The 24,491-nt window shown below is 72.6% G+C and carries 20 protein-coding genes; 11 read left to right on the top strand and 9 right to left on the bottom strand.

The genetic code is table 11. The features are described from left to right. Positions 1 to 4: 4 nt before the first annotated feature. On the bottom strand, positions 5 to 1,384 hold the full coding sequence (locus ACFPZJ_RS24360) for an ADP-ribosylglycohydrolase family protein (RefSeq protein ID WP_381025370.1): 1,380 nt from the start codon (positions 1,382 to 1,384) through the stop codon (positions 5 to 7). Then, the gene (locus ACFPZJ_RS24355; RefSeq protein WP_381025367.1) at positions 1,381 to 2,355 is read right to left on the bottom strand and encodes an ADP-ribosylglycohydrolase family protein; all 975 of its coding nucleotides are present in this window, start codon (positions 2,353 to 2,355) and stop codon (positions 1,381 to 1,383) included. The genes ACFPZJ_RS24360 and ACFPZJ_RS24355 overlap by 4 nt, the downstream gene beginning before the upstream one ends. A gap of 259 nt (positions 2,356 to 2,614) precedes the next feature. Between ACFPZJ_RS24355 and ACFPZJ_RS24350 the strand changes: the two genes are divergently transcribed. The 5 genes from ACFPZJ_RS24350 (at position 2,615) to qcrB (ending at position 12,412) form a co-directional block, all read left to right on the top strand. Then, on the top strand, positions 2,615 to 3,346 hold the full coding sequence (locus tag ACFPZJ_RS24350; RefSeq protein WP_381025364.1) for a VIT1/CCC1 transporter family protein: 732 nt from the start codon (positions 2,615 to 2,617) through the stop codon (positions 3,344 to 3,346). A gap of 377 nt (positions 3,347 to 3,723) precedes the next feature. Continuing rightward, on the top strand, positions 3,724 to 8,319 hold the full coding sequence (gene gltB, locus ACFPZJ_RS24345; RefSeq protein ID WP_381025778.1) for a glutamate synthase large subunit: 4,596 nt from the start codon (positions 3,724 to 3,726) through the stop codon (positions 8,317 to 8,319). Continuing rightward, positions 8,312 to 9,775: a glutamate synthase subunit beta gene (locus tag ACFPZJ_RS24340; RefSeq protein ID WP_381025361.1), complete on the top strand. Its 1,464-nt coding sequence runs from the start codon at positions 8,312 to 8,314 to the stop codon at positions 9,773 to 9,775. The genes gltB and ACFPZJ_RS24340 overlap by 8 nt, the downstream gene beginning before the upstream one ends. Before the next feature lie 147 nt (positions 9,776 to 9,922). Further along, on the top strand, positions 9,923 to 10,660 hold the full coding sequence (locus tag ACFPZJ_RS24335) for a vWA domain-containing protein (protein WP_381025357.1): 738 nt from the start codon (positions 9,923 to 9,925) through the stop codon (positions 10,658 to 10,660). A 99-nt stretch (positions 10,661 to 10,759) separates the two neighbouring features. After that, entirely contained in the window at positions 10,760 to 12,412 is a 1,653-nt protein-coding gene (gene qcrB / locus ACFPZJ_RS24330) for a cytochrome bc1 complex cytochrome b subunit (protein WP_381025355.1), read from the top strand. On the opposite strand, the gene ACFPZJ_RS24325 is transcribed toward qcrB, so the two are convergent. Further along, positions 12,387 to 13,349 (bottom strand): acyl-CoA dehydrogenase family protein, encoded by a 963-nt coding sequence (locus ACFPZJ_RS24325; RefSeq protein WP_381025353.1) that lies wholly within the window; start codon positions 13,347 to 13,349, stop codon positions 12,387 to 12,389. The two genes, qcrB and ACFPZJ_RS24325, sit on opposite strands and share 26 nt — an antisense overlap. Before the next feature lie 16 nt (positions 13,350 to 13,365). Next, positions 13,366 to 14,505, bottom strand: a complete 1,140-nt coding sequence (locus ACFPZJ_RS24320) for an acyl-CoA dehydrogenase family protein (RefSeq protein ID WP_381025351.1) — start codon at positions 14,503 to 14,505, stop codon at positions 13,366 to 13,368. A gap of 68 nt (positions 14,506 to 14,573) precedes the next feature. Here ACFPZJ_RS24320 and ACFPZJ_RS24315 point away from each other — a divergent pair, with 68 nt between their 5' ends. Genes ACFPZJ_RS24315 through ACFPZJ_RS24305 form a run of 3 tightly spaced genes read left to right on the top strand, consistent with a single transcriptional unit; the run spans position 14,574 to position 17,178 of the window. After that, the gene (locus tag ACFPZJ_RS24315; protein ID WP_381025348.1) at positions 14,574 to 15,359 is read left to right on the top strand and encodes an SDR family oxidoreductase; all 786 of its coding nucleotides are present in this window, start codon (positions 14,574 to 14,576) and stop codon (positions 15,357 to 15,359) included. Between the two features lie 22 nt (positions 15,360 to 15,381). Continuing rightward, on the top strand, positions 15,382 to 15,996 hold the full coding sequence (locus ACFPZJ_RS24310) for a TetR/AcrR family transcriptional regulator (RefSeq protein ID WP_381025346.1): 615 nt from the start codon (positions 15,382 to 15,384) through the stop codon (positions 15,994 to 15,996). Between the two features lie 24 nt (positions 15,997 to 16,020). Continuing rightward, positions 16,021 to 17,178 carry an acetyl-CoA C-acetyltransferase gene (locus ACFPZJ_RS24305; protein ID WP_381025344.1) on the top strand — a complete coding sequence of 386 codons (1,158 nt, stop codon included), beginning with the start codon at positions 16,021 to 16,023 and terminating at the stop codon, positions 17,176 to 17,178. A gap of 76 nt (positions 17,179 to 17,254) precedes the next feature. On the opposite strand, the gene ACFPZJ_RS24300 is transcribed toward ACFPZJ_RS24305, so the two are convergent. The 4 genes from ACFPZJ_RS24300 to ACFPZJ_RS24285 are packed head-to-tail and all read right to left on the bottom strand — an operon-like array spanning position 17,255 to position 20,696. Beyond that, the gene (locus ACFPZJ_RS24300) at positions 17,255 to 18,307 is read right to left on the bottom strand and encodes an NAD(P)H-dependent flavin oxidoreductase (RefSeq protein ID WP_381025775.1); all 1,053 of its coding nucleotides are present in this window, start codon (positions 18,305 to 18,307) and stop codon (positions 17,255 to 17,257) included. Next, positions 18,307 to 19,047 (bottom strand): CoA-transferase subunit beta, encoded by a 741-nt coding sequence (locus ACFPZJ_RS24295; RefSeq protein WP_381025341.1) that lies wholly within the window; start codon positions 19,045 to 19,047, stop codon positions 18,307 to 18,309. Before ACFPZJ_RS24295 ends, ACFPZJ_RS24300 begins: the two co-directional genes overlap by 1 nt. Before the next feature lie 56 nt (positions 19,048 to 19,103). Next, complete coding sequence (locus ACFPZJ_RS24290; RefSeq protein WP_381025338.1) at positions 19,104 to 19,952, bottom strand: CoA transferase subunit A; 849 nt, start codon at positions 19,950 to 19,952, stop codon at positions 19,104 to 19,106. Further along, complete coding sequence (locus ACFPZJ_RS24285) at positions 19,953 to 20,696, bottom strand: enoyl-CoA hydratase family protein (RefSeq protein ID WP_381025335.1); 744 nt, start codon at positions 20,694 to 20,696, stop codon at positions 19,953 to 19,955. 99 nt (positions 20,697 to 20,795) lie between these two features. On the opposite strand from ACFPZJ_RS24285, the gene ACFPZJ_RS24280 reads away from it, so the two are divergent. Next, positions 20,796 to 21,578, top strand: coding sequence for an SDR family oxidoreductase (locus ACFPZJ_RS24280; RefSeq protein ID WP_381025332.1), 783 nt, complete (start codon positions 20,796 to 20,798; stop codon positions 21,576 to 21,578). Between the two features lie 13 nt (positions 21,579 to 21,591). Continuing rightward, positions 21,592 to 22,500: an SDR family oxidoreductase gene (locus tag ACFPZJ_RS24275; protein ID WP_381025329.1), complete on the top strand. Its 909-nt coding sequence runs from the start codon at positions 21,592 to 21,594 to the stop codon at positions 22,498 to 22,500. A 484-nt stretch (positions 22,501 to 22,984) separates the two neighbouring features. On the opposite strand, the gene ACFPZJ_RS24270 is transcribed toward ACFPZJ_RS24275, so the two are convergent. Further along, positions 22,985 to 23,887 (bottom strand): hypothetical protein, encoded by a 903-nt coding sequence (locus ACFPZJ_RS24270; protein ID WP_381025326.1) that lies wholly within the window; start codon positions 23,885 to 23,887, stop codon positions 22,985 to 22,987. Between the two features lie 120 nt (positions 23,888 to 24,007). Here ACFPZJ_RS24270 and ACFPZJ_RS24265 point away from each other — a divergent pair, with 120 nt between their 5' ends. Then, complete coding sequence (locus ACFPZJ_RS24265; RefSeq protein ID WP_381025323.1) at positions 24,008 to 24,484, top strand: GNAT family N-acetyltransferase; 477 nt, start codon at positions 24,008 to 24,010, stop codon at positions 24,482 to 24,484. Positions 24,485 to 24,491 lie beyond the last annotated feature (7 nt).

The raw sequence follows: 24,491 nt of genomic DNA, 5'->3' as shown, positions 1-24,491 counted from the left end.
CGAATCATCCACCTGGCGCGGCCGGTTGCGCGGCTTCCAGCAGTCCGGCGAGTTCCACCAGGTCCGTGCCGGTGAGCCGGGGCAGGACGCAGCCGGGGAGGGTGCGGCAGGTCTTCCGCCAGGTCGCCGGGATCGCCGCGCCGCCGCCCAGCGCGCCGGTGAGGGCGCCGGTGAGCGCCGGGGCCGAGTCGGCCACCCGGGACAGGCAGGCCGCCGCGGGGACCGCGTCCGCGATCCGGCCGCGGGCGGCGGTCGCCAGGGCGAGGGCGACCGGCACGGTCTCGGCGGCGGCGACGCCGTAGCTGTAGACATGGTCGACGATCTGGTGTTCCAGAGGGGGGACCAGGGCGAAGGCGCTGTCCGCGTCCCGGGCCAGGCGCAGGGCGTGGCGGGCGTTGCGGCCGATCTCCGTCTCCTCGGGCAGTTCGGCGAGCGCGGCCGTGACGCAGGCGTCGACCTGGGCGCCGGCCAGCGCGAGTGCGAGGGCCGCCGCCATGGCGCGGGCGCCGTGCACACCGTCCTCGTCCTGGGTGTAGCGGGCGTCGAACTCGGCCAGTTCGGCGGCGCGTCGGGGGTCGCCGGGGTGCGCCACGGCCAGGACGCAGGCCCGTACGCAGGCCGCGTCGTCGAAGTAGTGCGGGTTGTCGTGACCGGTGGCGGGCGGGCGCAGGCCGGTGGCGAGATTGCCGAGCCCGGCGCGGACGGAGATACGGGCGCGCAGCGGGAGGACGGCCGACTCGGTCTCCGGGGCCCGTTCGGTGGCCGCGGCCACCTCGCCGGCCAGGGCGCTCCAGGTGAGGTCGATCGCGGCGCGGGTGCGGCGTTCGCGGCTCAGGTCGCCGAGGGCGGTGTCGTCGCCGGCGCGCAGGACGGCCTCCGCGGCGAAGGCCGCCCATTCGGCGTCGTCGGAGGGGCCCAGGCGGAGGGGTTCGGGGGGCTGATTGAGGGCGATGGGGACGGGGAGGGTGGTGGTCGCGTTCTGCTCGGCGAAGGTGTCCAGTTCGCGGGTGAGGCGGCGGGTCCACTCGGGCATGCGGGCAGCGCGGTGGCGTGCGGCGGGCCAGCCGGCGGCGTCGCCCGCGGCCAGGCCCAGCAGGAGGCCTTCGATGCGTCGTGCCCGCGGCGGCTGTGCGGTGTCGACGGTTTCGGCTTCGCCTTCGGCCGGGTCGTTCCCGGCCGGTCCAGCCGTGCGGGATCGGTGGTCGGGTGTGTTCGGTGTGTTCGGTGCCTTGGGTGCCTCCGGTGCTTCGCGTGTGTCGAATGCGTCGGGTGCGTGGGGTGCGTGGGGTGCGGGTGGCCGATGGGGGGCGTTCCCGCCGTCGGCGGGCGCGGGTGCGAGAGGGGTCCCGATCAAGCCCTCGTCCCACGGGCCCGGCGGCCTCACGAGGGGACCTCCGCCTGTTCGTGCTCCGGGCTCAGCAGATCGGCGATCTCCAGTACGTGATGCCCGGCCATCGCCGGCAGGCAGCTGCCGCGCGCCGGGCCGATGGCCGCCGCCCAGTCGGCCGGGATCGCGGCGGCGCCCTGGGTCGCACCGGCCAGGGCGCCCGCCACCGCTGCCGTGGTGTCGGCGTCTCGGCCCATGTTGACGGCGGTCAGTACGGCCTGCCGGAAGTCGCCGTCGGCCGCCGCGTACGCGCCGAACGCGAGGGCGACCGCCTCCGGGGCCAGGTCGGTCCACGGGTAGCCGCCGATGACGACCGCCGAGCGGACCGCTCGTTCGCCCCGGTGGGCGACCGCGACGGCCCGGCGCAGGGACCGCGCCGTCCAGGAGTCGTCCGGGACGACGGCGAGGGCGGCGGCGACGACCGCCGTCGGTGGCGCTCCCGCCATCGCCGCCGCCACCCCTGCCGCGACGGCCTGGCCGCCGTAGATGCCCTCGCCGTCGTGGCTGACCGAGCCGTCGATCGCCGCCAGCCGGGCCGCCTCCGCCGGGCGGCCGGCCGCGAAGACGCCGTACGGCGCCGCGCGCATGGCCAGACCGTCGCTCCACGCGTGGCGGTGCTGGGCGGAGATGGGGGCGGCCAGGCCGCGGCGCAGGTTCTCCAGGGTGCCGCGTTCGCTGAAGCCGGCGCCCCGGAAGGGGCCCTCCTCACGGTCCGCGATCCACTCGTGCCAGGCCGCCTCGACAGCGGCCGGGGCGAGCGCGGAGCCGTGCCGGGACAACAGCAGGCCCGAGAAGATCGCGTACTCGGTGTCGTCCGTGCCCGAGGGGTTGTCGGCGACGAAGCCCGTGATACGGCCCCACCGTGCGCGGATCTCCGAGGGCCGCAGGTTCTCGGCCGGGGCTCCGAGGGCGTCGCCGACGGCCAGGCCGAGCAGCGCGCCGCGCGCCCGTTCGCGGATGGATGCCATGCGCGGCCTCCTCTCGGGGAGCACCTGTCACGACGCGGTAGCCCTTTGCGGAACTGTCCCCGGTGCGGTGCGCGGCGCAGCCTCCCACGACCCAGCGTCACCCGGTCGACATCTGAAGATGCCTCGGTACGGATGAGCGTAAACCGGCAAAACCCCAGGTAAGAGCAGCCTCTCCTTGCTGGCGGACCGGAAATGACCAGCGTAGTTTTGTTGTTGTCGAAAGATAGAACGTGTCCAAGGAAGCTCCCAGGGGGACCGTATGGCCATCATCGAAACCGAGGCCGCGCTGCACGAGGCGCACCGTGACAACCACACGCACCGGGACGTCAACGGCGGCTGGTTGCGTCCCGCCGTCTTCGGCGCGATGGACGGTCTGGTCTCCAACCTGGCGCTGATGACCGGTGTCGCGGGCGGGTCGGTCAGCCACCACACCGTCGTCCTGTCCGGCCTCGCGGGCCTGGCCGCCGGCGCCTTCTCCATGGCCGCCGGCGAGTACACGTCCGTGGCCTCCCAGCGCGAACTCGTCGAGGCGGAACTGGACGTCGAGCGGCGCGAGCTGAGAAAGCACCCCAAGGACGAGGAGGCCGAGCTCGCCGCCCTCTACGAGGCGCGCGGCGTCGAGCCCCCGCTGGCCCGCGAAGTCGCCCGGCAGCTCTCGCGCGACCCCGAGCAGGCCCTGGAGATCCACGCCCGCGAGGAGCTCGGCATCGACCCCGGCGACCTGCCCTCACCCACCGTCGCCGCGGTGTCCAGCTTCGGCTCCTTCGCGCTCGGCGCGCTGGTCCCCGTCCTGCCCTACCTGCTGGGCGCGAGCAGTCTGTGGCCGGCCGTGCTGCTGGCGCTGCTCGGGCTTTTCCTGTGCGGCGCAGTCGTGGCCAAGGTGACGGCAAGGACCTGGTGGTTCAGCGGACTGCGGCAACTCGCCCTGGGGGGCGCGGCGGCCGGTGTGACGTACGCCCTGGGCAGTCTGTTCGGAACGGCCGTAGGATAGCGCGGCTCGCACCTATGCGTGGGGCCGCATAAGTAGCCGTTACTCGCTGGTTTCGGATGCGTGACCACGGGGCATGAGCCGTAAGCGCTGTGGGCAATGAGGCCTGCCGCGCACCCGCGGGTGAGCGACGACGCTCCCCCCGCTCCTTCGGGCCGCCGGGCATCGATCTGTCCGTGCCGGTCCCCCCATACTTCCGCCGCCGACGGGCGGCGCATCCGCCGCGTACCCCCTCGCGGCGTCCGCATGTTGGAACGGATTATCCCGGTTCCCGAGAACCGCTCCATCATGTAACCTGCACGAAATTTTGCGATCACGCAGAGGGCCAACGTCGTCCCTCGGCAATCTGCATATGCCACATGACGACGACGGGAGAGCCGATGCGTACGCCGCGCCAGCCGTCCCAGCACTCCGCGAATGGCCAGAACTGGTCGTTCATGGATGCTCGCCCTGCTGCGCAGGGTATGTACGACCCCCGCAACGAGCACGACGCCTGCGGCGTCGGCTTCGTCGCCACTCTCACCGGCGAGGCGTCCCACACCCTGGTCGACCAGGCCCTCACCGTCCTGCGCAACCTGGAACACCGCGGCGCCACCGGCTCCGAGCCCGACTCCGGTGACGGCGCCGGCATCCTGTCGCAGGTCCCCGACGCCTTCTTCCGCGAGGTGGCCGGATTCGAGCTGCCCGAGGCCGGTGCGTACGCCGTCGGTATCGCCTTCCTGCCGGAGGACTCCGCGGCGGACGCCGTGGCGCAGATCGAGTCGATCGCCGCCGAGGAGCACCTGACCGTGCTCGGCTGGCGCGAGGTGCCGGTCGCTCCCGAGCTGCTCGGCGCCACGGCCCGGTCGACCATGCCCGTCTTCCGCCAGATCTTCGTCAGCGACGGCGCCGCCAGCACCGGGATCGACCTCGACCGCAAGGCGTTCGTGCTGCGCAAGCGCGCCGAGCGCGAGGCCGGCGTCTACTTCCCGTCGCTGTCCGCGCGGACCATCGTCTACAAGGGCATGCTGACCACCGGCCAGCTGGAGCCCTTCTTCCCGGACCTGTCCGACCGCCGGTTCGCCTCCGCGATCGCACTCGTGCACTCCCGGTTCTCCACGAACACCTTCCCGAGCTGGCCGCTCGCCCACCCGTACCGCTTCGTCGCGCACAACGGTGAGATCAACACCGTCAAGGGCAACCGCAACTGGATGGTCGCCCGCGAGTCGCAGCTGGTCTCCGACCTGTTCGGCGAGCGCGACCTGGACCGGATCTTCCCGGTGTGCACGCCGGACGCCTCCGACTCCGCCTCCTTCGACGAGGTGCTGGAGCTGCTGCACCTGGGCGGGCGGTCGCTGCCGCACTCCGTGCTGATGATGATTCCGGAGGCGTGGGAGAACCACGACTCCATGGACCCGGCCCGGCGCGCCTTCTACCAGTACCACTCCACGATGATGGAGCCCTGGGACGGCCCGGCCTGCGTCACCTTCACCGACGGCACCCAGGTCGGCGCGGTCCTCGACCGCAACGGCCTGCGCCCCGGCCGCTACTGGGTCACCGACGACGGCCTGGTCGTCCTCGGCTCCGAGGTCGGCGTCCTGGACATCGACCCCGCCAAGGTGGTCCGCAAGGGCCGCCTCCAGCCCGGCCGCATGTTCCTGGTGGACACCGCCGAGCACCGCATCATCGAGGACGACGAGATCAAGGCGCAGCTCGCCGCCGAGCACCCGTACGCGGAGTGGCTGGAGGCCGGCGAGATCGAGCTGGGCGACCTGCCCGAGCGCGAGCACATCGTGCACACCCACGCCTCGGTCACCCGCCGCCAGCAGACCTTCGGCTACACCGAGGAGGAGCTGCGCGTCATCCTCGCGCCGATGGCCAAGTCCGGCGCCGAGCCGATCGGTTCGATGGGCACCGACTCGCCGATCGCCGCGCTGAGCGAGCGTCCGCGGCTGCTCTTCGACTACTTCACCCAGCTGTTCGCGCAGGTCACCAACCCGCCGCTGGACGCCATCCGCGAGGAGCTCGTCACCTCCCTGCGGTCCTCCCTCGGCCCGCAGGGCAACCTGCTGGAGCCGACCGCCGCGTCCTGCCGCTCCGTCGTCCTGCCGTTCCCGGTGATCGACAACGACGAGCTGGCCAAGCTCATCCACATCAACGCCGACGGCGACATGCCCGGCTTCAAGGCCGCGACGCTCTCCGGCCTGTACCGGGTGCACGGCGGTGGTGAGGCGCTGGCCGCGCGCATCGAGGAGATCTGCGCCGAGGCCGACGCCGCCATCGACAACGGCGCCCGCCTGATCGTCCTGTCGGACCGCCACTCGGACGCCGAGCACGCCCCGATCCCGTCGCTGCTGCTCACCGCGGCCGTCCACCACCACCTCATCCGCACCAAGCAGCGCACCCAGGTGGGCCTGCTGGTCGAGGCCGGCGACGTCCGCGAGGTGCACCACGTCGCCCTGCTCATCGGCTACGGCGCCGCCGCCGTCAACCCGTACCTGGCGATGGAGTCCGTCGAGGACCTGGTCCGCGCCGGTACCTTCCTGCCCGGCATCGAGCCCGAGCAGGCCATCCGCAACCTGATCTACGCCCTCGGCAAGGGCGTGCTGAAGGTCATGTCCAAGATGGGCATCTCGACGGTCGCCTCCTACCGCGGCGCCCAGGTCTTCGAAGCCGTCGGTCTCGACCAGGCCTTCGTCGAGAAGTACTTCAACGGCACGGCCACCAAGATCGGCGGCGTCGGCATCGACGTCATCGCCAAGGAGGTCGCCGCCCGCCACGCCAAGGCGTACCCGGCCTCCGGGATCGCCCCGGCGCACCGCGCGCTGGAGATCGGCGGCGAGTACCAGTGGCGCCGCGAGGGCGAGCCGCACCTGTTCGACCCGGAGACGGTCTTCCGCCTCCAGCACTCCACGCGCACCGGCCGCTACGACATCTTCAAGAAGTACACCGAGCGCGTGAACGAGCAGTCCGAGCGGCTGATGACGCTGCGCGGCCTGTTCGGGTTCAAGTCCGACCGCAAGCCGATCCCGCTGGACGAGGTCGAGCCGGCCTCCGAGATCGTCAAGCGCTTCTCCACGGGCGCCATGTCGTACGGCTCCATCTCGAAGGAGGCGCACGAGACCCTCGCCATCGCCATGAACCAGCTGGGCGGCAAGTCCAACACCGGTGAGGGCGGCGAGGACCCGGAGCGCCTGTACGACCCGGCGCGCCGCTCCTCCATCAAGCAGGTCGCCTCCGGCCGCTTCGGTGTGACGAGCGAGTACCTCGTCAACTCCGACGACATCCAGATCAAGATGGCCCAGGGCGCCAAGCCCGGCGAGGGCGGCCAGCTGCCCGGCCACAAGGTCTACCCGTGGGTGGCCAAGACCCGTCACTCGACGCCGGGTGTCGGCCTGATCTCGCCGCCGCCGCACCACGACATCTACTCCATCGAGGACCTGGCCCAGCTGATCCACGACCTGAAGAACGCGAACCCCCAGGCGCGGATCCACGTCAAGCTGGTCTCGGAGGTCGGTGTCGGCACGGTCGCCGCGGGTGTGTCCAAGGCGCACGCGGACGTCGTGCTCATCTCGGGCCACGACGGCGGTACGGGTGCCTCCCCGCTGACCTCGCTGAAGCACGCGGGCGGCCCCTGGGAGCTCGGCCTCGCCGAGACCCAGCAGACGCTGCTCCTCAACGGCCTGCGCGACCGGATCGTCGTCCAGACCGACGGCCAGCTGAAGACCGGCCGCGACGTCGTCATCGCCGCACTGCTCGGCGCCGAGGAGTTCGGTTTCGCCACCGCGCCGCTCGTCGTCTCCGGCTGCGTCATGATGCGCGTCTGCCACCTGGACACCTGCCCGGTCGGCATCGCCACGCAGAACCCGACCCTCAGGGACCGGTTCTCCGGCAAGGCCGAGTACGTCGTGAACTTCTTCCAGTTCATCGCCGAGGAGGTCCGCGAGCTCCTCGCCGAACTGGGCTTCCGCTCCATCGAGGAGGCCGTCGGTCACGCCGAGGCGCTCGACGTGACCCGCGCGGTGAACCACTGGAAGGCGCAGGGCCTGGACCTGGAGCCGCTGTTCCACGTGCCCGAGCTGCCTGAGGGCGCGGTCCGCCACCAGGTCATCGCCCAGGACCACGGCCTGGAGAAGGCGCTCGACAACGAGCTCATCAGGCTCGCCGCCGATGCCCTGGCCGCTTCGGACGCGACCGAGGCACAGCCGGTGCGCGCCCAGGTCGCCATCCGCAACATCAACCGCACGGTCGGCACCATGCTCGGCCACGAGGTGACGAAGAGGTTCGGCGGCGCCGGCCTGCCCGACGACACCATCGACATCACCTTCACCGGCTCCGCCGGCCAGTCCTTCGGCGCCTTCGTCCCGCGCGGTGTCACGCTGCGCCTGGAGGGCGACGCCAACGACTACGTCGGCAAGGGCCTCTCCGGCGGCCGGATCATCGTCCGCCCGGACCGCGCGGCCGACCACCTCGCCGAGTACAGCGTCATCGCGGGCAACACCCTCGCGTACGGAGCCACGAGCGGTGAGATGTTCCTGCGGGGCAAGGTCGGCGAGCGCTTCTGCGTCCGCAACTCCGGCGCGCTGGTCGTCTCCGAGGGCGTGGGCGACCACGGCTGCGAGTACATGACCGGCGGTCACGCGGTGGTGCTCGGCGAGACGGGCCGCAACTTCGCGGCCGGCATGTCAGGTGGTATCGCGTACGTCATCGACCTCGACCGCGACAACGTCAACGTCGGCAACCTGAACGCCGTCGAGGCGCTCGACGACGCCGACAAGCAGTGGCTGCACGACGTGGTCCGCCGGCACCAGGAGGAGACGGGCTCGACCGTCGCCGAGAAGCTGCTGGCCGAGTGGGACAGCGCCGTGGAGCGCTTCAGCAAGATCATCCCCAGCACGTACAAGGCAGTGCTCGCCGCCAAGGACGCCGCCGAGCGAGCCGGTCTCTCCGAGTCCGAGACCCACGAGAAGATGATGGAGGCGGCGATCAATGGCTGACCCGAAGGGCTTTCTGAACCACGGCCGTGAGGTCGCCAAGTCCCGCCCGGTCGAGGAGCGCGTCAGGGACTGGAACGAGGTCTACGTCCCCGGCTCGCTGCTGCCGATCATCAGCAAGCAGGCCAGCCGGTGCATGGACTGCGGCATCCCGTTCTGCCACAACGGCTGCCCGCTGGGGAACCTGATCCCCGAGTGGAACGACTACGCCTACCGCGAGGACTGGGCGGCGGCGAGCGAGCGCCTGCACGCGACGAACAACTTCCCGGAGTTCACGGGCCGTCTGTGCCCCGCTCCGTGCGAGTCGGCATGCGTGCTCGGCATCAACCAGCCGCCGGTCACCATCAAGAACGTCGAGGTCTCGATCATCGACAAGGCGTGGGAGACCGGGGAGGTGGCCCCGCAGATCCCGGAGCGCCTGTCCGGCAAGACGGTCGCGGTCATCGGCTCGGGCCCGGCGGGCCTGGCCGCCGCCCAGCAGCTGACCCGGGCCGGTCACACGGTCGCGGTGTACGAGCGGGCCGACCGCATCGGTGGTCTGCTGCGCTACGGCATCCCCGAGTTCAAGATGGAGAAGCGGCACATCAACCGCCGTATCGAGCAGATGCGCGCGGAGGGCACCCGCTTCCGTACCGGCATCGAGATCGGCCGCGACCTGAAGGCGACGGACCTGCGCAAGCGGTACGACGCGATCGTGATCGCGGCGGGCGCCACGACGGCACGCGACCTGCCGGTGCCGGGCCGCGAGCTCAAGGGCATCTACCAGGCGATGGAGTACCTGCCGCTCGCCAACAAGGTCCAGGAGGGCGACTACGTGGCGCCCCCGATCTCGGCCGAGGGCAAGCACGTCGTCGTCATCGGCGGCGGTGACACCGGCGCCGACTGCGTGGGCACCGCCCACCGCCAGGGCGCGGCCTCCGTCACGCAGCTGGAGATCATGCCCCGCCCGAACGACGAGCGGAACCCGGTCTCCCAGCCGTGGCCGACCTTCCCCATGCTGTACAAGGTCACCTCGGCGCACGAGGAGGGCGGCGAGCGGATCTACTCCGTCTCCACGACCCACTTCGAGGGCGACGAGGACGGCAACGTGCAGTGGCTGCACATGACCGAGGTCGAGTTCGTCGACGGCAAGCTCACCCAGAAGCCGGGCACCGAGCGCAAGATCCCGGCCCAGCTGGTCACCCTCGCCATGGGCTTCACCGGCACCGACCGGGAGAACGGCCTGGTCGAGCAGCTCGGCCTGGAGCTCGACGAGCGCGGCAACATCGCCCGCGACGCAGACTTCCAGACCAACGTGCCCGGCGTGTTCGTCGCCGGTGACGCGGGCCGCGGCCAGTCGCTCATCGTGTGGGCGATCGCGGAGGGCCGCTCGGCGGCACGCGGTGTGGACCGCTTCCTCACGGGCGTCAGCGACCTGCCGGCCCCGATCCGCCCGACGGACCGCGCACTGACGGTCTGACCCGCCCCCTATACGTCCCGTACAACGGCGTACGGAACACCAGACGGCGCCTGCCCACTGTCCCCGACCGGACGAACGGGCAGGCGCCGTTGCCTGTGCGCGTGCCGTAGCCTCGGCCCAGTTCAGCCGGAGCGAGGGGGAAACCGTATGGCCGCGATCAGTCTGCGCAAGGTGGAGGAGACCGCGCCCGCGCTGGTCAGCCTGTACAAGAGCGCTGGGGTGTCGCTCGCGAAGCACGGGCTGGACGGGGTGCGGGCCGCGGTCTACCTGGTCCTCGACTACTCCGGCTCCATGCGGCCGTACTACAAGGACGGCACCATGCAGGCGCTCGCCGACCGGGTGCTCGGGCTGTCCGCGCACCTCGACGACGACGGGACCGTGCCGGTGGTGTTCTTCTCCACGGACGTCGACGCCGTCACCGACATCGCGCTCGCCGACCACGAGGGGCGTGTCGAGCGGATCGTCGCCGGCCTCGGGCACATGGGGAAGACCAGCTACCACCTGGCGATGGACGCCGTCATCGACCACTACCTGGACAGCGGGGCCACCGAGCCCGCCCTGGTCGTGTTCCAGACCGACGGCGGGCCCGTCAACAGGCTCGCGGCCGAGCGGTACCTGTGCAAGGCAGCCGAACTGCCGCTGTTCTGGCAGTTCATCGGCTTCGGCGACCCGGACAGCAAGCAGTTCGACTACCTGCGCAGACTCGACGAGCTGGCGGTGCCGCAGAAGCGGGTCGTCGACAACGCCGGGTTCTTCCACGCCGGTGCGGATCCGCGGCGGGTGTCCGACGCCGAGCTGTACGACCGTCTGGTCGGCGAGTTCCCGCAGTGGCTGGTGGCGGCACGGGCCCAGGGCATCGTGCGGTCAGGGGACGCCGGTCGCTGAGCCGGCCCTCGCCCCGTTGGCCTAGGCGGACCGCTTCTCCCGTTGGCGTACCCGTGTCCCCGTGCCACGCTGGGAAGACCGACGGGGAGGCGACGACGTATGGGCGACGGCGCGCGATCAGTGGGTGTGACGGCGGGTGCCGACCGCGCGAGGACTCCCGGCAAGGGCGAGAGCCTCGCGGTGTGGGCCGACGGGCGGCTCGGCCTGTTCGCGCTGGCCAAGGCCAACATGCGCAAGGTCTTCCCGGACCACTGGTCGTTCATGCTGGGCGAGGTCAGCCTCTACAGCTTCCTCGTGCTGATCCTCACCGGGGTCTACCTCACCCTGTTCTTCGAACCGAGCAGCGCCGAGGTCGTCTACCACGGCTCCTACACGCCGCTCAACGGCATCCTCATGACCCGCGCGTACGAGTCCACGCTCGACATCAGCTTCGATGTGCGCGGCGGGCTGCTGATGCGGCAGATCCACCACTGGGCCGCCCTGGTCTTCGTCACCGCCATGCTCACGCACATGATGCGGGTGTTTTTCACCGGCGCCTTCCGCAAGCCGCGCGAGGTCAACTGGGTGTTCGGCTGGACGCTGCTGATGCTGGGCATCATCACCGGCCTGACCGGCTACTCCCTGCCCGACGACCTGCTGTCCGGCACCGGAGTGCGCTTCGCGTACGGCGCGATCCTGTCCATCCCGATCGTGGGCACGTACCTGGCGTTCTTCCTGTTCGGCGGGGAGTTCCCCGGCGACGACTTCATCGCGCGGCTGTACCCGATCCACATCCTGCTGCTGCCCGGGCTCATGCTGGGCCTGGTGGCGGTCCACCTGATCCTGGTCTTCTACCACAAGCACACCCAGTTCCCGGGGCCCGGCCGCGAGGAGAAGTCGGTCGTCGGCATGCCCTTCCTGCCGGTGTACATGGCCAAGGCGGGCGGCTTCTTCTTCCTCGTCTTCGGCGTCCTGGCGATCATGGGCGCCGTCGCCCAGATCAACCCCGTGTGGGCCTACGGCCCCTACCGCGTCGACCTCGTCACCACCGGCGCCCAGCCCGACTGGTACCTCGGTTTCTCCGAGGGGCTGATCCGGGTGATGCCGGGATGGGAGATCAACCTGTGGGGCCACACGCTGGTGCCGGGCGTGTTCATCCCGTTCGCGCTGTTCCCGCTCGTCATGATCGCCATCGGGCTCTATCCGTTCATCGAGGCGTGGATCACGGGGGACAAGCGTGAGCACCACGTCCTGGACCGGCCGCGCAACGCGCCCGTGCGCACCGGGCTCGGCGTGGCCTGGATCAGCCTCTACGCGGTGCTGCTGATCGGCGGCGGCAACGACATCGTCGCCACCCACCTGCACCTGTCCATCAACGTGATCACCTGGTTCGTGCGGATCGCCGTCTTCGTGGTGCCGGTCCTCGCCTTCGTCGTCACGAAGAGGATCTGCCTGGGCCTGCAGCGCCGGGACCGGAACAAGGTGCTGCACGGCAGGGAGACCGGCACCATCAAGCGGCTGCCGACCGGCGAGTACACCGAGACCCACGCACCGCTCTCGCAGGCCCAGATGTTCACCCTCACCCAGCACGAGCAGCCCCGGCCGTACGAGATCGGGCCGCTCGTCGACGCGGGCGGTGTGCGCCGCCGGGTCAGGCCGTCGCAGCGGCTGCGGGCCCGGCTGTCGCGGGCCATGTTCGGGCCCGACGCGCAGATCGCGAAGCCGACGGTGGAGGAGTACCGGGAACTCACCAGGGGCGATCACCAGCACTGACGACGACGGCCCGGCACTCCCGCGGACTGCCCCAGGCGGTGCGCAGGGCACGGGCCTTGGTCAGCCACAGCGACAGGTCGTACTCCGCCGTGTAGCCGATCGCGCCGTGCGACTGCAACGCGGTACGGGCGGTGGCGTACGCCGCCTGGCACGCGGCGACCTTGGCGGCGGCCACGTCGGCGGGGCTCATGGTCAGCGCGGCGCCGAAGACCAGGGGACGCGCGAACTCCAGGGCGATCCGCGCGTCGGCCAGTCGGTGTTTGACGGCCTGGAACGAACCGACCGGGACCCCGAACTGCGTGCGCCGCCCGACATACCCGACGGTCCGGTCCAGGAGGGCGAGTCCGACGCCGAGCGCCTGGGCGGCGGTGGCGAGGCGGGCCCAGGTCAGGGCCCGGCCCAGCGGCGGGTCGGAGGTGAGGAGCTCCCCTCCGGGGGTGAGCCGGGTGAGGCGGCGGGCCGGGTCGAGGCTGAGGCGCACGGGGCCGTGGCCGGGGGCGAGGCGCAGACCGTCGGGGGAGCAGGAGAGGCGGACCGCCGCCGCGTCGCCGTCCAGGGCGTACGCATCCGCCGGTGCCACCGTCGCCATCGTCGCGCCCGAGGCGAGGGAGGGCAGCAGGCGCTGCGCGGGGCCCGGGTCCGTGAGCAGCGCGGCGGCCGTGACGGTCTCCACCACGGGGCCGGGCACCGCGTGCCGTCCCAACTCGACGAAGGCGACGACCATTTCCAGGGGCAGCGGCCCCACCCCCTGGTGCTCCTCCGGTACCGCGAGCGCGAAGACGCCCGCGTCGGCGAGGCGGCGCCACAGCACACGCCCGCGCGCGTGGTCGCCGCGGCTCCAGTCCCGGATCGCGGCCGGGGTGTCGGCGGCCGCGAGCATCGCGTCAAGTGAGGCGGCGAACGCGCGTTGTTCCGTGTCGAGGAGAAAGCGCGTCATGCCGGTCCCTCCCGCATCAGCGGCGTCCCTTCGGCAGGCCGAGCAGGCGCTCGGCGACGATGTCGCGCTGGATCTCGTTCGTGCCCGCGTAGAGGGGGCCGGCGAGGGCGAAGACGTACCGCTCGCACCAGTCGGTGTCCGCGCACTCGCCCTCCGCGTCCAGCAGATCGAGGGCCGTCTCCGTGAGCGCGATGTCGTACTCGGACCAGAAGACCTTGTTCAGGCTGGACTCCGGGCCGAGGGGCGCGCCGTCGAGGAGGCGGCAGGCCGCCGCGTAGGTGAACAGCTGGTACGCGCGGGCGCCGATCAGGACGTCGGCCACCCGGTCGCGGGCCCACTCCGGGCTGCCCCGCGCCCGCCACAGCTCGTGCAGCCGCCGCGCGGCGGCGAGGAAACGGCCGGGGGAGCGGAGCATCAGCCCGCGCTCGTTGCCCGCCGTCGCCATGGCGATGCGCCAGCCCTGCCCGGGCGCGCCGATCACGTCCTCGTCGGGCACGAAGACCTCGTCCAGGAACAGTTCGGCGAAGGCCGGTTTCCCGTCGAGACGGGCGATCGGGCGGACCGTGACGCCGGGCGCGCGCAGGCCGAACATGAGGTAGGTCAGCCCCTGCTGGGGCTTCGGCGTGTCCGGGTCGCTGCGGAACAGCCCGAACGCGCGGTCGGCGAAGGCGGCCCGGGACGACCACGTCTTCTGCCCGGTCAGCAGCCAGCCGCCGTCCGTGCGTACCGCCCGGGCCCGCAGCGCGGCCAGGTCGGAGCCGGCCTCGGGTTCCGACCAGGCCTGCGCCCAGACGACCTCGCCGGTGGCCATCGGCGGCAGCACACGGGCACGCTGCTCCTCGGTGCCGTGGTCCAGGAGGGTGGGGGCCAGCAGGCTGACGCCGTTCTGGCTGACGCGGTTCAGGGCGCCGGCCGCGTAGTACTCCTCCTCGAAGAGCAGCCACCGCAGCAGACCGGCGTCCCGCCCGCCGTACCGCACCGGCCAGTGCACCGCCGACCAGCGGCCGGCGGCCAGCTCGGCCTCCCAGGCACGGTGGGCCGCGAAGCCCTCCGCCGTCTCCAGGGAGGGCAGCGGCTCGCGCGGCACACGGGCCCGCAGCCACTGCCGCGCCTCGGCGCGGAACGCCTCGTCGTCCGGGCTGAAGGCGAGGTCCACGGCGTGCCTCCTTCCCGGGCTTCCCCCGACTCTTCCCTAACAAGTGTTTGGTAGGTTAGCGTGAGGCCATGACAGACGTCGAGAGTCCGGCGTACGTGCCCGGCCACGGGCTGCTGCGCGGGCGCACCGCCGTGGTCACGGCGGCGGCGGGCGCGGGCATCGGCGGGGCCACCGCGCGCCGCTTCCTCCAGGAGGGCGCGCGTGTCCTGATCAGTGACGCGCACCTGCGGCGGCTGAAGGAGTACGAGGCGGAACTCGCCCGGGAGTTCGGGGACGCGGTGACGGCCGTGCCCTGCGACGTCACGGACGAGGCCCAGGTGCGAACACTGTTCGAGACGGCGGTACGGGAGCACGGGCGGCTCGACGTGGTGGTCAACAACGCCGGACTGGGAGGCACCGCGGCCCTGGCCGACATGACCGACGAGCAGTGGTCCCGCGTCCTGGACGTGACGCTGAACGGCACGTTCCGCTGCACGCGCGCGGCCCTTTGCCTGATGCGGGACACGCGCGGCGGCGTGATCGTCAACAACGCCTCCGTCGTCGGCTGGCGCGCCCAGGCCGGGCAGGCGCACTACGCAGCGGCCAAGGCGGGCGTGATGGCGCTGACCCGGTGCGCGGCGGTGGAGGCGGCCGCCTACGGGGTGCGGGTCAACGCCGTCGCGCCGAGCCTGGCCCTGCATCCACACCTGGTGAAGGTGACGACGCCCGAGGTGCTGGAGGAGCTGACCGCGCGGGAGGCCTTCGGGCGGTACGCGCACCCGTGGGAGGTAGCCAACGTGATCGTGTTCCTGGCCTCGGGCTACTCGTCGTACATGACCGGGGAGGTCGTGCCGGTGAGCAGCCAGCGCGCGTGAGTCGGGGAGCGACAATGTGCGCGTGCCTACGAAGAAGAAGCCCCAGGTGACCGCCGCCGCACCCGCCCGCCGCCGGGAACTCCTCGACACCGCGGCCGAGGTCTTCGCCGAGCAGGGCTACAACGCCACCACCGTCCGCAAGATCGCGGACCACGCGGGCATGCTCGCGGGCAGCCTCTATTACCACTTCGACTCCAAGGAGTCGATGCTGGAGGAGATCCTGCGCACTTTCCTCGACGAGCTCTGGGACGGCTACGACACCGTCCTGGAGGCGGGGACCGGGCCGCGGGAGACCCTGGAAGCGCTGGTCACCGAGTCGTTCCGGGAGATCGACCGGCACCGTGCCGCCGTCGCGATCTACCAGAAGGAGTCCAAACAGCTCGTGGCGCAGGAGCGATTCGCGTTCCTCGCCGAGTCGCAGCGCAGGTTCGAGAAGGCGTGGCTGTCCACGCTGGAGCGCGGGGTCGCCGAGCGGGTCTTCCGGGCCGACCTCGACGTCCGGCTCACCTACCGGTTCGTGCGCGACACGGTGTGGGTCGCCGCGTCCTGGTACCGGCCGGGCGGGCAGCACAGCCCGGAGGAGATCGCCCGGCAGTACCTGTCGATGGTCCTGGACGGGATCGCCGTACGCGCATAGCCCTTCTGTCTTCAGGGAGTCGCCATGGCCGAGGCCTACATCGTCGAAGCGGTCCGCACGCCCGTCGGGCGCCGCGGGGGAGGACTGAGCACCGTCCACCCGGCCGACCTCGGCGCGCACGTCCTCAAGGAGCTCATGGCCCGCTCGGGCGTCGATCCGGCCGCCGTCGAGGACGTCGTACTCGGCTGTCTGGACACGGTGGGGCCGCAGGCCGGCGACATCGCGCGCACCTGCTGGCTGGCGGCCGGGCTGCCCGAGGAGGTGCCGGGTGTGACGGTGGACCGGCAGTGCGGCTCCTCGCAGCAGGCCGTGCACTTCGCGGCGCAGGCCGTCCTGTCCGGCACGCAGGACCTGGTGGTCGCGGGCGGCGTGCAGAACATGTCGCAGGTGCCGATCGCCTTCGCCTCCCGGCAGGCCGCCGTGCCGCTGGGCCTGACCGAGGGGCCGTTCGCGGGCAGCGGGGGCTGGCGGGCGCGGTACGGGGACCAGCCGGTGAACCAGTTCGCCGGCGCCGAGATGATCGCCGCCAAGTGGGGGATCAGCCGGCGGGACCAGGAGGAGTACGCGCTGCGCTCGCACCGGCGGGCGGTGCGGGCGATCGACGAGGGCCGCTTCGACCGCGAGACCGTGCCGTACGGAGAGGTGACCGTCGACGAGGGGCCGCGCCGGGACACCTCCGTGGAGAAGATGGCCGCGCTGAAGCCGGTCCTCGACGGCGGTACCGTCACCCCCGCCTGCTCCTCGCAGGTCTCCGACGGCGCGGCGGCCCTGCTGCTGGCCTCCGAGCGGGCGGTGCGCGAGCACGGGCTCACGCCCCGGGCGCGCGTGCACCACCTCTCGGTGCGCGGCGAGGACCCGATCCGCATGCTCACCGCGCCGATCCCGGCCACCGCCCACGCCCTGGAGAAGACCGGACTCACCCTGGACGACATCGACCTCGTCGAGATCAACGAGGCCTTCGCCCCTGTGGTCCTGGCCTGGCTGAGGGAGACCGGCGCGGACCCGGACAGGGTCAACGTCAACGGCGGCGCGATCGCCCTGGGGCACCCCCTGGGCGCCACCGGCGCGAAGCTGATGACGACGCTGCTGCACGAACTGGAGCGCACCGGCGGGCGGTTCGGCCTCCAGACCATGTGCGAGGGCGGCGGCCAGGCCAACGTGACGATCATCGAGCGGTGCTGAGGGGGCGGCGGGCCAGGGGCGGGCTGGGGCGAGCGGGGACCGGGTGAGGCGGGGCCGGGGGGACGAGCCGCCCGCCCTACACACGGCCCCCCGACAGCGCAGCGACGACGTCCCCGGCCTCGGTCATGATCCGCTCCACCAGTTCCGCGCACGACGGCAGGTCGTCGATCACCCCGGCGACCTGGCCGCAGGCCATCACCCCGAGGTCCGTACGGCCGTCCACCATCGCCGCCTTGAGCAGCATCGGCGTGTTGGCCGCCAGCAGCACCTGGCCGAAGGACAGGTCCGTGCCGCGCTTCAGGGCGAGTCCGTCGCGCATCATCTGCCGCCAGGTGAGGCCGGACAGTCTCCGGAAGCCGGCCGCGTGACAGAGGGCCTCCAGCAGGGCTCGCACCGGGCCGGCCCGCTCCAGGGAGCCGACGAGGTCCGTGCGCAGCATGCGGTGCGGCAGCCCGTCCACGGCCCTGGTCACCGTCACGTCCCCTACCGTCGCCGCCAGATACCGGGCCTTCACCGCGTCCGGCACGGTCGAGTCCGACGTGAGCAGGAACCGCGTGCCCATCGCCACGCCCGCCGCCCCGTAGGCCAGCGCCGCGACCAGACCCCGCCCGTCGAAGAAACCGCCCGCCGCCACGACGGGTATCCCCACCGCGTCCACCACCTGCGGCACCAGCACGGTCGTGGCCACCTCGCCGGTGTGCCCGCCGCCCTCCGCGCCCTGCACGACCACCGCGTCCGCGCCCCAGGCCGCGACCTTCTCGGCATGCCGCCGCGCCCCCACGGTCGGCACGACCACCACCCCCGCCTCCTTCAACTCCGCGATCAGCTCCCGGGAGGGGGCCAGGGCGAAGGAGGCGACGCGGACGCCCTCCTCCACCAGGATCCGCACCCGGTCGGCGGCATCGGACGCGTCGGCCCTCAGATTGACCCCGAAGGGCCGCGCGGTACGGGACTTCACCTCGCGTATCGCCTGACGCAGCCGGTCCGGTGTCATCGTCGCGGAGGCCAGGATGCCGAGCGCCCCCGCGTTCGCCGTGGCGGAGACCAGGCGGGGGCCCGCCACCCAGCCCATCCCCGTCTGCACGATCGGGTGCCGCACGCCGACCAGCCGCGTCAGGGCGGTCTCCATCACGGCCCTACCTCCCGTTCGCGTGCGCCCGCCGGGTCGATCACCTCGCGGATCAGCCGCAGCTCCTCGGCGGTGGGCTCACGCGTGCACGGCACCTCGTCCGGCACGGTCAGCTCGAAGCCCGTCGCCTCCCTGACCCGCTCCACCGTCACGCCGGGATGCACGGCGGCCAGCCGCATCGAGTGGTCCGGCGTGGCGAAGTCGAGGACGCCGAGGTCGGAGACCACCCGCGCGAGGTGGTGGAAGCGGGCCGCTCCCGGCTGCTCGGCGGCCCTGTCGTACCCCACTCCGCACACCATGTCGGCCTTCTCCACGAACACCCGCCGAGAGTGCCGGGGGATCCAGTAACTCGTCGGATGGTTCAGTGTGTTGACCGGCGCTCCGCGCACCCCCAGCAACTGCCGCCGGGGCCGCGCCCAGTCGCCGACACACGAGATGTTCTGGTTGCCGTACCGGTCGATCTGGCTCGCGCCCATCATCACGTGCCGCCGGCCGCCCGTGACCAGGGCGAGGTGCCGGCGGTACGGCAGCCAGCCCTCGACGGTGCCGTCGGCGTCGACCAGCATCGCCTCGCCGTCGGTCAGCAGCAGATCCGGTGCGAAGGTCAGCCGGGCGAGCCGGGCGCCGATGGACGGAATCACGCCCACGGGGCTCGCCAGGATCTCCCCGGCCCCCCGCCAGGCCTCGGCGCAGGCGATCACGCAGTACTCGGCGCGGGTGGGCGGGGATGCAGGGGACACAGGGGACGCAGGGGCGCGGGTGGGCGGGGACCCAGGGGGGCGGGAGCCGCGTGTCGTCATCGCCGCTCCTCGTGCCAGGCCCGGGCGGCCGACTGGTACGCCTGCTCGTCGCCGCTCAGGAACCGCTCGGCGAACTTAGGCCACGGCATGGCCGCGTAGCACGACTGGAACGCCTCGTCCCGGCCGTAGTCCGGCGCACAGGACGTGAAGTGCGCCCCGCTTGGGGCCTGCACCACGCCGGTCACCGTGTGGCGGGGGATCAGCAGTGTCTGCGGTGCGGCCTCCTTCGTCAGCTCGGCCGTGTCCACGATCCGCTCGCAGGAGACGTACGCCGTGTCCGCCGCCGCGCAGAACAGGTCGTCGAAGTACGGGTCGGGGCCCAGGTACTGGCCGTTGCCCCGGCGGTCGGCGCGGTTGACGTGCACCAGGGCCGCGTCCATCCGCAGGGCGGGCATGGCCACGAACGTCTCCCCGTCCTCGTAGGGCGACGTCACCGTGCGCAGGCCGGGGCCGACCCGCATCACGTCCGAGCCGAGCCCGGCGCGCACCGGCAGGAACGGCAGCCGGTTCGCCGCCGCGTGCAGTCCCCACAGGAACATCGCCTCGTCGATCTCCGTCAGGGCGAAGGCGGCGCGCTCACGGGCCGCCCGGTAGTGCGGTTCGAGCGGGATCGAGTCGAGGGTGACGAAGGGCGTGACCAGGGTGGCGATCCGTCCGGCGGCGGCGAGCACGCCGACGTCCGGGCCCCCGCACGAGACGACCGTCAGATCGGTGACCGGGGACCGCAGCAGTGCTCTGACCAGCGCCATCGGTTTGCGGCGCGAGCCCCAGCCGCCGATGCCGAGGGTCATGCCGCTGTGCAGCCGGGAGACCACCTCGTCCGGAGTCATGGTCTTGTCGCCCACCTACGTGCCCTCCTTCCCGAAACCGGCGCGCACCCGCTCGCCCACCCCGCTCAGCGCGGCCTCGAAGGTGAAGCCCTGCTCGAAGCGGTAGCCGCGGTGCACGTCGACCGGGTCGATCCCGTTCAGGGCGGCCTTGGCCAGGCGCAGCAGCCGGCCGTCCTTGACCGCGATCTCCCGCGCCAACTCCAGGGCGGCAGCCCGTAGTTCACCCCGGGGTACCACCCGCCACACCGAGCCGTGCGCGTGCAGTTCGGCCGCCGTGACCGTCCGGGCCGTGTAGTACAGCGTCCGCATCAGGTGCTGCGGGACCAGGCGGGCCAGATGCGTGGCCGCGCCCAGCGCCCCCCGGTCCAGCTCGGGCAGCCCGAAGGCGGCGTCCTCGCTCGCCACGATCGCGTCCGCGTTCCCCACCAGGCCGACACCGCCGCCCAGGCAGAAGCCCTGCACCGCCGCCACGACCGGCACCTCGCACCCGTACACCGCCGCGAAGGCCGCCGCGCAGCCGTGGTTGGCGCCGATCAGCGCGCCGTGCCCGTCCGTCTGTATCTCCTTGATGTCCACGCCCGCGTTGAACCCGCGTCCCTCCGCCGTCAGCACCACGCACCGGACCTCCGGGTCGCGCCCGGCGGCGCGCACGGCGTCGGCCAGCGCGAACCAGCCGGCGACCGGCAGGGCGTTCACCGGCGGGAAGTCGACCGTGACGACGTAAATCCCCTTTTCCGGGGACGAGGTGCAGACACCCATGGGCGCATCAGCTACCTTCCACTCACTGCCTTTCCACCAAACATTTGTTAGGTGCGAGGCTTCGAAGCTAGCAGTCGGCGGATCGGAGCGGGAGGGCCTGTGGACAACTCGCCGGGCGGGCGAACCGTCGTCGTGACCGGAGGCACCCGAGGGGTGGGCGCGGGCATCGCACAGGCCTTTGCCGCAACCGGCGCCGAGGTCGTCACCTGCGCCCGCAGGCCCCCCGAACGGCCCGTCGAGGGAGTCCGGTTCATCCCACTCGACCTCCGCGACCGGGACGCCGTACGCGCCTTCTTCGACGCCCTGCCCCGCCTCGACGTCCTCGTCAACAACGCGGGCGGCACGCCGTACCGGCTGCTGGCCGAGGCGGACGCCGAACGGCACGCGCGGGTCGTCGAACTCAACCTCCTCGCACCGCTGACGGCGTCCCTCGCCGCCTACGAGCACCTGGCGCGGGCCCGGGGCGCGATCGTCATGATCGGCAGCGTCAGCGGCACGCGCCCCTCGCCCGGTTCGGCGGCGTACGGCGCGGCCAAGGCCGGCCTGGAGAACCTGGCCCGTTCCATGGCGGTGGAGTGGGCCCCGGACATCCGCGTCAACACCGTCGTCGTCGGCATGGTCCGCACCGAGCTGTCCCACCTGCACTACGGCGACGAGGACGGCCTCGCCGCCGTCTCCCGCACCGTCCCGCTCGGCCGCCTCGCCGACCCCGGCGACGTCGCAGCCGCCGCCGTCTTCCTCGCCTCCGACGCCGCCGCCTACATCACCGGGGCGAGCCTGCTGGTGCACGGCGGCGGCGAGCGGCCCGCGTTCCTGGACGCCGCGGCCGCCGGCGAGGAGAGGAACCCGAGATCGAGCGGAGGGGTGACATGGGAGAGGTGACATGCGGCGTGACATGAGCGGAATCTGCGACGGACGGGTCGTCGTCGTCACCGGCGCCGGACGCGGACTCGGCCGCGCCCACGCCCTCGCCTACGCCGCCGAGGGAGCACGGCTGGTCGTCAACGACCTCGGCGTCGGCCTCGACGGCACGCCCGGCCCCGGCGGCCCCGCCGCCCGGGTCGCCGACGAGATCCGCGCGGCGGGCGGCGAGGCCGTGGCGCACGGGGACGACATCGCCACCGCCGAGGGCGCCGCATCCCTGGTGCGGGCCGCCCTGGAGGCGTACGGCCGCCTGGACACGCTCGTCACCAACGCCGGGTTCCTGCGCGACCGGATGCTGGTCAACCTCGACGAGGACGACTGGGACGCCGTCGTACGCGTCCATCTGAAAGGCCACTTCCTGCCCCTGCAGCACGCCGCCGCACACTGGCGGGCCGAGACCAAGGCGGGGCGGACGCCCGTGGCCCGGGTCGTCACCACCAGCAGCGGCGCGGGCCTGCTGGGCTCGGTGGGACAGGCGAACTACAGCGCCGCGAAGGCGGGGATCGTCGCGCTCACCCTGGTCGCGGCGGCCGAACTGGCCCGGTACGGCGTTCAGGTCAACGCCATCGCGCCCGCGGCCCGCACCCGCATGACCGAACGCACCTTCGCCGAGACCATGACGGCCCCCGGGGCCGGCTTCGACGCGATGGCCCCCGAGAACGTCTCGCCGCTGGTGGTGTGGCTCGGGTCCGCCGCCAGCGCCGGGGTGACGGGGCGGGTCTTCGAGGCGGAGGGCGGACGGATCACCGTGATGGAGGGCTGGCGTCCCGGGCCGAGCGCGGACAAGGGCGCACGGTGGGACCCGGCCGAGGCGGGCGAGACGGTCCGCGCCCTCCTCGCCGCGGCGGAGCCACCCGGGCCGGTGTACGGGGCGCGGTGATCCTCGGTAAGCGCGCCCGCCGGTCGGTGCGCCCGCCGGTCGGTGCGCCCGCCGGTCGGTGCCCCGCCCGGCCTGTGAGCCCGCCGGGCTGTGCGCCCGGGGTTCAGTCGGTCAGCCGGTCAACGGTCGGCCGACCGCCGACGCCGGTCGTTGTTTCGGCGGCCCGCCAGCCGGTCGGCCGGCCAGCCGGGCGGCCCGCCAGCCGGTCGGCCGGCCAGCCGGGCGGCCCGCCAGCCGGTCGGCCGGTCCGCGATCGGCCCGCCAGTCGGTCGGCTGTTCCGTCGGCCGGCCAGCCGGTCAGCCCACCAGCCGGTCCGTCCGCCGCCGGTCCGCAGGTCGGCCGGTCCGGTCGGCGCGATCGGCCTGTCGGCCGGTCCCGGGTCAGCCTGTGGGCCGGTCCGGGGCCTGTCGGCCGGTCCGTGGTTCAGCCGGCCGGTCGGCCTGTCGACCGGTCGACCGGCCGGCAGGCGCACGCCTTCGCCCCCTACGTGTCGCACTCCAGCACAGTCCTGCACAGCGCGCACCGCGCCCTCATCCGCCCCCGCACCGGAACCCTGATCCGCTGATGGCAGGTCGGGCAGGGGAAGGTGACCCGCAGCGGGCCGTGCCCGTCCGGGGTGAAGCTGTACGGCGTGCCGCCCTCGGCGGGCACACGCGCGTGCGGGGGGTCCTGCGCGTGCCGCCGGTCACGCGCGTACCGGCGGCGCCCGGCCCAGCCCGCCGCCGTCAGCGGCGGCTGCTGCTCGTCGCGGCGGGCCAGTGCCATGCCCTTGACGTACGCCGTGTACGCCTGCGGACTGGTGAACCACACCGATGGATCCTCGCCGAACACCAGCGCACGCTTGGCCAGCACGTACCCGAACTCCTCCGGCGTGAGATACCCGAGCTTCTGCGACGACGTCGCGTCCTCCCGGTAGGCGTCGAGCAGCAGCCAGCCCGCCCCCAGATACGTCGCCGCCGTGTCGGTGAGGATCTCGTTCTCCCGCGTCCCCCGGAACGACAGGTCCAGCCGGTGCAGGTAGACATGCATGATCTCGTGGGCCAGGGCCGCGCCGATGTCCCGGCGATGGGTGCGGAACCGGTCGTTCAGCTCCACGAAGTACTCCGGGCCCGCCGCGAGTTCGATGTTCGCCGCGTGTGTCATCTCGCGGAAGGAGACGATCAGCCGGGCGTCCGGCAGACGGTAGTGCCGCACCAGCTCGCGCGCCACCCGCTGCGCCCCCAGATACAGGTCGTCGGTGTCGCAGAACGCCACGTCGGCCGGGGCCACACTGGCCGAGAACGTCTGGATCGTGTCGTAGGACAGGCGCCGGTACAGCGCGGTGACGGCGGCCCGCACCGTCTCCAGGTGCGGGTAGCCGTGCTCGACCGGCCCGTCGTTCGCCACGCCTCACCCCCAAGACGCCCTGAACCCGATTCCACTGTACGGGGATGTCGCGGGCCTGGGCCGGGATGCGGCCGGAAACCCGGTCGTCGCCGGACGTCGGACGCTGCCAGAATCCTGGCCGTGACCGGCGAACAGAGTTCCGCCGCCTCGGTGCGGGTGGGCGGCCAGGACGACGACCTCGAAAAGCGGCTCGACGACGAGCTCACCGCCTTCAACGCCGAGGCGACCGGCGCCGGCGAGCCCGAACCGCTCACCGTCCGCGCCACCGACGACGCCGGCGACCTGGTCGGCGGGCTCACCGCCTGGGTCTGGGGCGGACAGTGCTGCGTCGACATGCTGTGGGTGCGCGAGGACCAGCGGCACGCCGGCTGGGGGAGCCGGCTGATGCGGGCGGCCGAGGAGGAGAGCGCCCGGCGCGGCTGCACGAGCATGACCGTCTCCTCGTACACCTTCCAGGCCCCCGATTTCTACCGGAAGCTCGGGTTCCGGGAGGTGGGCCGTGTCGAGGGCGTCCCCGGCGGCCACGCCGACGTCTCCCTCCACAAGGCCGTCGCCCCGAGGCCGAGCCGGATGATCGCGCACCCGCCGGCCCCGTAGGCTGACT

Source organism: Streptomyces bullii, from assembly GCF_042657145.1.
GTDB lineage: Bacteria > Actinomycetota > Actinomycetes > Streptomycetales > Streptomycetaceae > Streptomyces > Streptomyces bullii.
This window is presented reverse-complemented; position numbering and strand designations above follow the sequence as displayed.

What these genes read in the sequence shown, in the direction of transcription:
- ACFPZJ_RS24355 (WP_381025367.1), bottom strand. Translation starts at nt 2,355, where the DNA reads ATGGCATCCATCCGCGAACGGGCGCGCGGCGCGCTGCTCGGCCTGGCC.
- ACFPZJ_RS24350 (WP_381025364.1), top strand. Translation starts at nt 2,615, where the DNA reads ATGGCCATCATCGAAACCGAGGCCGCGCTGCACGAGGCGCACCGTGAC.
- gltB (WP_381025778.1), top strand. Translation starts at nt 3,724, where the DNA reads ATGCGTACGCCGCGCCAGCCGTCCCAGCACTCCGCGAATGGCCAGAAC.
- ACFPZJ_RS24340 (WP_381025361.1), top strand. Translation starts at nt 8,312, where the DNA reads ATGGCTGACCCGAAGGGCTTTCTGAACCACGGCCGTGAGGTCGCCAAG.
- ACFPZJ_RS24335 (WP_381025357.1), top strand. Translation starts at nt 9,923, where the DNA reads ATGGCCGCGATCAGTCTGCGCAAGGTGGAGGAGACCGCGCCCGCGCTG.
- qcrB (WP_381025355.1), top strand. Translation starts at nt 10,760, where the DNA reads ATGGGCGACGGCGCGCGATCAGTGGGTGTGACGGCGGGTGCCGACCGC.
- ACFPZJ_RS24325 (WP_381025353.1), bottom strand. Translation starts at nt 13,349, where the DNA reads ATGACGCGCTTTCTCCTCGACACGGAACAACGCGCGTTCGCCGCCTCA.
- ACFPZJ_RS24315 (WP_381025348.1), top strand. Translation starts at nt 14,574, where the DNA reads ATGACAGACGTCGAGAGTCCGGCGTACGTGCCCGGCCACGGGCTGCTG.
- ACFPZJ_RS24305 (WP_381025344.1), top strand. Translation starts at nt 16,021, where the DNA reads ATGGCCGAGGCCTACATCGTCGAAGCGGTCCGCACGCCCGTCGGGCGC.
- ACFPZJ_RS24300 (WP_381025775.1), bottom strand. Translation starts at nt 18,307, where the DNA reads ATGGAGACCGCCCTGACGCGGCTGGTCGGCGTGCGGCACCCGATCGTG.
- ACFPZJ_RS24285 (WP_381025335.1), bottom strand. Translation starts at nt 20,696, where the DNA reads ATGGGTGTCTGCACCTCGTCCCCGGAAAAGGGGATTTACGTCGTCACG.
- ACFPZJ_RS24275 (WP_381025329.1), top strand. Translation starts at nt 21,592, where the DNA reads ATGAGCGGAATCTGCGACGGACGGGTCGTCGTCGTCACCGGCGCCGGA.